This is a genomic window from Leptospira mayottensis 200901116, from assembly GCF_000306675.2.
GTDB classification, from domain to species: domain Bacteria; phylum Spirochaetota; class Leptospiria; order Leptospirales; family Leptospiraceae; genus Leptospira; species Leptospira mayottensis.
In genome coordinates this window covers 1665001-1672500 of the sequence record NZ_CP024871.1, presented here as the reverse complement: position 1 = coordinate 1672500, position 7500 = coordinate 1665001, and the positions used below count along the sequence as shown (strand labels likewise).

At 42.0% G+C, this 7500-nt stretch carries 8 protein-coding genes (2 of these 8 cut by a window edge); all 8 read right to left on the bottom strand.

Annotated features, from left to right (window positions below; translation table 11 throughout):
* Positions 1-382, bottom strand: partial view of a PQQ-binding-like beta-propeller repeat protein gene (locus LEP1GSC190_RS07470; RefSeq protein ID WP_004280793.1) — the 5' end (the start) only. The gene continues 698 nt to the left of window position 1, outside the view; only the first 382 of its 1080 coding nucleotides appear in the window; its start codon is at positions 380-382; its stop codon lies off the left edge, out of view.
* The gene (locus LEP1GSC190_RS07465) at positions 379-1635 is read right to left on the bottom strand and encodes a nicotinamide-nucleotide amidohydrolase family protein (RefSeq protein WP_004280041.1); all 1257 of its coding nucleotides are present in this window, start codon (positions 1633-1635) and stop codon (positions 379-381) included. The genes LEP1GSC190_RS07470 and LEP1GSC190_RS07465 overlap by 4 nt, the downstream gene beginning before the upstream one ends.
* Positions 1635-3395: an arginine--tRNA ligase gene (gene argS / locus LEP1GSC190_RS07460; RefSeq protein ID WP_002762877.1), complete on the bottom strand. Its 1761-nt coding sequence runs from the start codon at positions 3393-3395 to the stop codon at positions 1635-1637. The genes LEP1GSC190_RS07465 and argS overlap by 1 nt, the downstream gene beginning before the upstream one ends.
* Positions 3392-3589, bottom strand: a complete 198-nt coding sequence (locus LEP1GSC190_RS19750; protein ID WP_162882177.1) for a hypothetical protein — start codon at positions 3587-3589, stop codon at positions 3392-3394. Before LEP1GSC190_RS19750 ends, argS begins: the two co-directional genes overlap by 4 nt.
* Before the next feature lie 88 nt (positions 3590-3677).
* Complete coding sequence (locus LEP1GSC190_RS07450; RefSeq protein ID WP_002762884.1) at positions 3678-3920, bottom strand: hypothetical protein; 243 nt, start codon at positions 3918-3920, stop codon at positions 3678-3680.
* Positions 3904-4686 (bottom strand): DNA repair protein RecO, encoded by a 783-nt coding sequence (gene recO, locus LEP1GSC190_RS07445; RefSeq protein WP_004280549.1) that lies wholly within the window; start codon positions 4684-4686, stop codon positions 3904-3906. The genes LEP1GSC190_RS07450 and recO overlap by 17 nt, the downstream gene beginning before the upstream one ends.
* A complete protein-coding gene (gene ybeY, locus LEP1GSC190_RS07440; RefSeq protein WP_002762863.1) occupies positions 4659-5003 on the bottom strand; it encodes an rRNA maturation RNase YbeY in 345 nt (114 codons plus the stop codon). Before ybeY ends, recO begins: the two co-directional genes overlap by 28 nt.
* Positions 5004-5152: 149 nt before the next feature.
* On the bottom strand, positions 5153-7500 hold the 3' portion of the coding sequence (locus LEP1GSC190_RS07435) for an HD family phosphohydrolase (RefSeq protein WP_004280047.1). Its footprint extends 73 nt past the window's final position; the window shows 2348 of its 2421 coding nt (coding positions 74-2421); its start codon lies off the right edge, out of view — the gene reads right to left on this strand; its stop codon occupies positions 5153-5155.

Genomic DNA, 7500 nt, shown 5'->3' with positions numbered 1-7500 from the left:
AAGGAGAAATGCGGGGATAACTTCTGTATTCCTTCGTCCAAAACATTTCTCCGGAAGGAGAATAAAAATTCACCTCAGAGCCTATCTTTTTGTACTCAAGATACCCTTTCGTATTCAAAGGATATTCAATTCTATTTGTATCGCCGAACACAACTCCACTCAAAGACTGGATAGGATAATACGAATTCTCGAATTTATACCCATTGATCGCTTCTTCCGGATTCCATAAAAATCTTGGATCTGGAATCATTCCCACGTGCGCTGATTTGGAAAAGGCCCACACTTTTTGGATTCCGATCGCAGTGGAATACTGGTTTCCAAAAAGATAAAAAAACAATACGGAAAAAAATATACCGAATCCCGCTATGGAAAAAAGCTTCATACAAACCTCTTCAAACGATTGTATAATAAATAAATTCCAGTATGAGCGGCAAACTCTCGGAAAGAACTTCTCGGAAACGGAAAGTAATGTTCGTGAATTTCAGTCTCTCCATTTTTCTGTCCAATTCCAAAATAGACGAGCCCCACTTTTTTCTGCGGGGTCCCCCCTCCTGGTCCTGCAATTCCGGTGACGCTAATCGAATAATCGACCCCAAGAGCGTCTAACGCTCCTTCCGCCATTTCTTTAGCGGTTTCTCCGCTTACCGCTCCGAATTCGTCCAAAGTGTTCCGTTTGACCCTAAGTATTCCCGTCTTTACGCTGTTATCGTAGGAAATTATTCCTCCGTAAAAATACGCCGAGGACCCGGGTACATCGGTGAATGTTTTGGCAATCAACCCTCCGGTGCAACTTTCCGCGGTTCCTATCGTGATCTTTTTTTCGATCAGCATCCTCGGAAGCTCCTCGAATACGTCCGACGTGGATTTGGTCCCGTAAAATGTATCCAATTTTCGAAGTAGCTCATCGACCAACGCACGATTATCAGACTGAAAGCTCACACGGATATATCCTCTTTTCGCCGCTACTCCCCAGATTGCCTTTCCGTCCTCTATCGCCTTTTCTCTGGAAATAAATTCTTTTTGAAATTGTGACTCACTCATCCACCAGATAAATCGAAATCCGGAGTAGAACTCTCGGGACGAATATGTCTTTAAAATCCAAGGAGCAAACTCTTCGCGGAACATTTCGGTCATTTCTCCCGGAACACCGGGCATACAACCCAGATGCACGTTTTCTGACAGTGATGAGATAAAACCCGGTGCAATTCCGACATTGTTATTTAATACGATAGAACCTTTCGGAACGGATACTTGTCGAATCGCAGTTTGCATTGCGTCCTGAAAATTTCTTCCACGAAGTTTATAAAAGGTTTCTATTCTTTGTCTTGCGACCGGACTTTCTTCGGTGACAACCCCCTTTAACCTACAAATCACTTCCAGAGTATAATCGTCCTCCGTAGGTCCAAGGCCTCCGGTCATCACCATAAGAATCGAAGTTCCACTCGTAGCGAGTTCAATTAACGTTCGTAATTCTTCCAGTATAACGACCGGATCGTCAGGCAAAACAACAAACTTGGAAACAGTGAACCCCATCCCATAAAGTTCGTTTGCAATCCAGGAGGAATTTGTATCCTGACTTCTTCCTGCCGTAAGTTCCGAACCCGTAGATACTATGATAATTTTAGGAAAAGACATCAGCTTTCCTTTTCCATTTTTTCTGGAGCGGAAACGCCGATTAACCCGAGTCCTTCCGCAAGCACGTTCTTGGCCGCAAGACAAATTCTTGCGAGTCCAAGGCGCACCTCAGAAGGTGCGTCTTTCAGTCTATTGTTCTTTCCTAAATAAAAGCCCGTAAAGGCCTTCGCAAAACTTTGTAGATAATTAGTAACACGATGTGGTTCCATCGAATTTGCAGAATCGAATATTTCCTCAGGAAACCTTGCGATCCAAAATAAAAACCTTTTTCGCTCTTCGGACATTTCCAAAGATTTAGCCGCTTCGGCGGAACTTTCCGTTCCCACCTCTCGAAAGATGGAACAGATTCTTGCATGAGCATATTGCAGATAAAAAACCGGATTTTTATCCGACTGGTCCTGTGCCAGATCCAAATCAAAATCGAGAGGTGCGTCCAGGGAACGCATTACGAAAAAATAACGTCCTACGTCTTTACCGTGTTTTCCCAAAAACCCGATAAGATCACTCATCGTTTGAAAGGAGCCAGCACGTTTACTCATCTTTACCTTCTGTCCCGATTCGAGTAGATTGACTTGTTGAGAGATTATCACTTTAAAATTCTCTTTTTTATATCCCAGTGATTGTACCGCTCCAGCAAGTCTTGCGATATAACCATGATGATCCGGTCCCCAGATATCGTAGATTTTTTCGTATCCACGCTCGATCTTATCCTTATGATAAGCAATATCCGCTAAAAGATACGTTGGCCTTCCATCGTCTCGAACTACGACCCGATCCTTGTCGTCTCCGTATTCCGTAGATCGAAATATTTTTTTTCCATCTTCTTCAAAGATCTTTCCGGCCTTTTCCAAATCTTTCATCACCGCAAGAACCTTGTCCGATTCGTGAAGCGTTCGTTCACGGAAATAACTGTCGAATTCAACTCCGAACGAGTCTAAATCCTTTCTTTGCCAATCAAGATTGTTTTCCACCGTCCAGATGGAACAAAGCTCCGCGAGTTCATGGTATTTTTTTTCCTTTAATAACGTTTCGATCTTAGAGGACTTTTTTGGATCTTTTAAAAGAGCATTTGCAATATCCTTTATATACTCGCCTCGATAACCCTCGGCCGGTAATATATTCTTCTCTAAAATCGTATCTATCGGTGTAGTATCGTCCGTTTCCTGCTGGGAGCTGGATTCTCCCTTTATTTCTCGGATCCGAACCAAAGTCGAAACTCCAAGTAAAAAAACCTGATTTCCGTAATCGTTGATGTAAAATTCCTTGTCCACATTATGACCGATCGCCTTTAAAAGAGAAGCCATCGCGTCTCCGTTTGCCGCGGCCCGTGCGGAAACTATGTTAAGCGGACCTGTTGGATTTGCGGATACGAACTCCAAGTTAATCTTGAGAGGACGTTCCACTTTTGGAAAATAATTTCCAGAAAGAATGGACCTTTCTATGTATCCCAAAAGATACGATGAGGAAATTCTGAAATTTACGAAGCCGGGGGGGGTAAAATCCACTTTTTCGAAAAGATCAGTTCGTTTTTGCAAGATCTCCACTAGATCTTTCGATACTTGAATCGGATTCCTTTTTAGTAATTTAGAATTTTCTAATGAAAATGAGGTGGAATAATCTCCAAATTTTTCATCTCTGGAATATTCGATTTTTATTCGGAGCATACCTTTTTCCACATCAGGAAACGAGGTAATTAAGGAATCCACTCCTTCTTCCAATGATTTTAATACGATTTGTTTGAGCGTTTCATTTTCTTTCATATGTCGAGCGATCCATAGTGAGCGAGGTTGAGTTTACCGAAAACTCTCTGCGTAGCTGAGATGAGTGATCTTGCGCAAAATGTGGAACTCCTGCGTATTTCAGTAAGACCGAGTCCGGAGAAGAAGATGCGAGGCGCGACTTTTCCGAGGGGGGAAATCTCCCCCCTCATCTTTTTTGTTTCAATTTCTTTCATAGAATCCTTCGATAACCAAATTGCAAAAGCAATCCGTACGAAATTATACAAGCTATTTTATCGCTAATTTCGAAAGAGATAGTCGATTTCATTTCCTTTCGTAAAACACGTTCTTTTTCCAGGAATTCTCCCAACTTAATTCCAGCTGCTGAAATACAGTTTTTTTCAAATCCATTATGGAAACAAGAATAGTCCGTTTACCTCTCGCATCTATAACAGTCGGAACTTGTTTCGGAGTAGATTTTTGATCCCATCGGATATCCAAAATCACGAGAAACAATAGAGCACAGAAATAAAACCAAAAGAGTATTGTTTTAAAAAAATTTTCCAAGATTCTCTCCTAATGCATCGTAGAGAGTAAGCGCCGATTTCAACCTCTTTCTCAAAATAGGTTCGAGCATCTCATTGCAAATTCTGTCCAGGTCCAAGATGTTTTCAACGGATATTTTTCTTTCCTTTAAATCCCGAAATCGAAGCATCAAAAACGTTTGTATCCACTGCACCAGACTCAAATCGTTCCTATCTGCATGAAGACAATTTCCACATATAAGCTCTAAAGGAGAAGTCTGCAAAATGACGGATATCATCTTTTTCAGTTCCGTTCCACAAGAATGACAAACAAGTTCCTTGGAAAGAAAACCTCCAGAAACGAGAAGGCGTAATTTAAAAAAAGGAAGAATCAATCCGGAAGGACCATTTTCCTCCAATTCCTCCAATGCCCCGGAAAGAAGTCGAAACTCGCCCGGATGCTCCGCTCCGTCTGGAGTAAAGGAGGAAACTAGCTCCACAAGATACGACACGAGCACCGTCGCGAAATATCCTGACTTAGCCCTGTCAAACCGATTGATAAGCGAAATCTCTTTAACGTTATACGTTTCTTTGTTTTTGGAATGATAATAATCCAGATCGGAAAGGGAACCGGGCTCCACTGACGCAATCGGTCTAGTTTTACTTTTTCGAATTCCACGAACACGAAAATTTTCCACCTGTCCTATCTCGGGAAGGAGACGAATGAGCGCGTCGCCTTCTTGAATTGTTCTAGACTCTAAAACGATTCCGCGTATTTTTTTTAAAGCTCCCGGAGAATTTCCAGACATTCATCCTCCTTTAATTTCATGATTCGTTCTTCTTCCTTTCCACGTTCGTGATCATAACCGAGGAGATGTAAAAAGCCGTGAACCAGGAGACGATAAAACTCGTCCTTAACAGAATGTCCGATTTCTATGGCTTGTTTTTCAAGAGTGTCTACGGAAATTACAATTTCGCCTAACGCAATTGGAGGTAATGAATTCGAATCAAAACCCCTTCGTTTTTGAAGAACGTTTTGTAAAGGTGAACTACCAAACTCCAAAGGAAAAGAAAGTACATCCGTCGTTTTGTCCTTTCCACGACGCAAACGATTGATTTCCTTCATATCGGAATCGCCTACGAGTAAAAGGCTGAGTTCGCATCGAAAATCTTTTAGTTCTTTACGGAAAAGAATCCCACAATTGAAAATTACCTCCGTTTCGTTCCACCAGGAAATGTCCCCGTAGTCGTTGGAAATGGAGACCGAATCTGCAATCAGGTTGTTCTCCCCGAAGCGGCCTTGGTCTGCTTGTATCCATTCATGGAATTTAACGCATTCTTTTTTTCTAATGCTTTGGTGGCTTCCATACTCGGATATTTCGGTCTGGAATGAAGACTAGACAATAACACTTCCTTAAATGAAGCTTTGATTACTTCCAGATCGCCCAATGTAAGCCCACATTCGTCCAATTGATTCTCGGCGAGCTTGATCCCAATAATTTTGGTGATGAGGTTGTCCAAAGACTCGGGAGTAATCTCCTCCAACGAACGAGACGCCGCTTCGAGAGAATCCGCAATCATGACAATAGCAGTTTCCTTTCTCTGAGGTTTAGGACCGGGATACTGAAAGTCTTGTTTTTTCAGTTTCTTTTTCTGAGTCGGAGAAAGTTCGGACAATGCCTTGTGATAAAAAAACGCCATCGTCGAAGTTCCATGGTGTTCGGGAATGAAGTCAATGACTTCTCTCGGAAGTCTGGCTTTCTTCGCCATTTCGATTCCGTCTAACACATGATCAATGACGATCTTGGCCGCGAGTGCTGGATTGTTTTTGTCGATATTCTCTTTTTTCGGAATCAAATGTTGATTTTCCACAAAGAACCCGGCATTTGGGATTTTACCGATGTCGTGAAAATATACACCCACTCTTGTCAAAAGCCAATCCAAACCCAGATTTTGACAGGCGCGTTCCGAAAGAGCCGCAACTAAAAACGTATGTGTATACGTGGAAGGTGCTTTGGTCAAAAGATCCTGCAATAAAGGGTGACCAGTGTCCGCAAGCTCCATCAGTTTAAAACGAGTCGGAACGTTGAATAGATATTCATAAATCGGAAGCAGAAACTGCGCCGCGGTGGAACAAGCGAATCCGTTAATCAGACAAAGAACATATAATTTGAATATGTTCGACTCGAACAAATCCTTGATCCAAGATCCGCTCGGAATCGCTACCCAATAGTTACGAGAATCAAACAAATAACCGCTGGAAGCTATGACAATCTGAACTCCGGATATATACAAACCCGCTTTGATAAAGTCGATTCGTTTTTTTAGATTTCTTCCATAACTCGCAGAAACGATACAAGAGACGAATCCGAGCATAAACGAAGTCGGATTGTAATGCGAGGCCATAAATACGAAAAAGGAAAGGTAAAATCCGATCGCGATAGAAAGTTGTTCGTCGTAGATAAAGCTGACGATCAAACAGACCACTCCCACCGGAACAAACAAGGCGAAGTAAAAGATGGAATCGTATTTGGTTTCAAAATTGAAATAGATCTTAGAAGCAACCGTACAGCTTAAAACCAAAAACCAGATAAGGGAAAATACAATTACGTTACTCGAAACGTCGTTCAATCGTTTCGGATTATATTTTTTAAGAAAAATATAAATGATCACCACAAAGACGGTCTGAATAAGCAAAATAGAAACGATAGACGCGATGTTCGCCCGTGTGGCGTAGGTGTTTACAATCTGCAATTTTTTGAATATTTCAGGAGTTATGATCTCTCCGGACTTAACGATCACTTCTCCCGCAAGAATCCTGGAATTGACCGGTTCGGCCCGGTCGGCCGCAAACTGTTTGGCTGAGAGAGTTTCCTCCGCGTTATACGAACAAGAAGGATTGGAATAAATATAACTTAGAGAAATTTTTTGGACGATCGGAAGCACCGCCGCATCCATACGGGAAAGTTTTTCCTCCGCCATCCGATTGAGAATATTTACGGTATTAGGATCCCGATACAAATACGACCTCGGGATGATATAGGCCCCCTCCAAATTAGAAACCTGCTCCTTGATTCCCTGATTTCGAACCCGGCCACCCGAATTTTTTAAGGCTGCGTAATCCGGAGGTAAATCGCGCAATATGCAAAAAGAAGAAAATACTAAATTAGAGTATTGTTGAACTAGATCCTTAAGTTTTCCCTTGCCAGGAGTTTTGTATAAAAGCTCGATTTCTTCCTTCGATCGGTTCCTCCATCGTGGAACGGTGTTTAAAAGTTCGGAATACACTTTTTCTTCCATACTCGGCTTGAAGGAACGGAAGTTCTCCATATCTTCCTGAATAGCGTTGTTGATTTGATCTTGTAAGGTCGCGTAATCGCGGTCGAAAACAAAAGGAGCAGATTGGTACGCGGTTAGTTTTTTAGCTTTGGTCTTATCCTCGTCTTCGTATACGATTTCTTTGACGGAAATGATTTTTTCCGGCGCGGTCTTACCTTCCGAATATAATCCATCCGGAGAAAGATCCATTTTATCCTGACCGAAAAACGGAATGGCGAGCATCCAGGTTACCATCAAAAGAGTAATAACCACCAAAACGACCTGAAATCTTCGAACAAATAGAA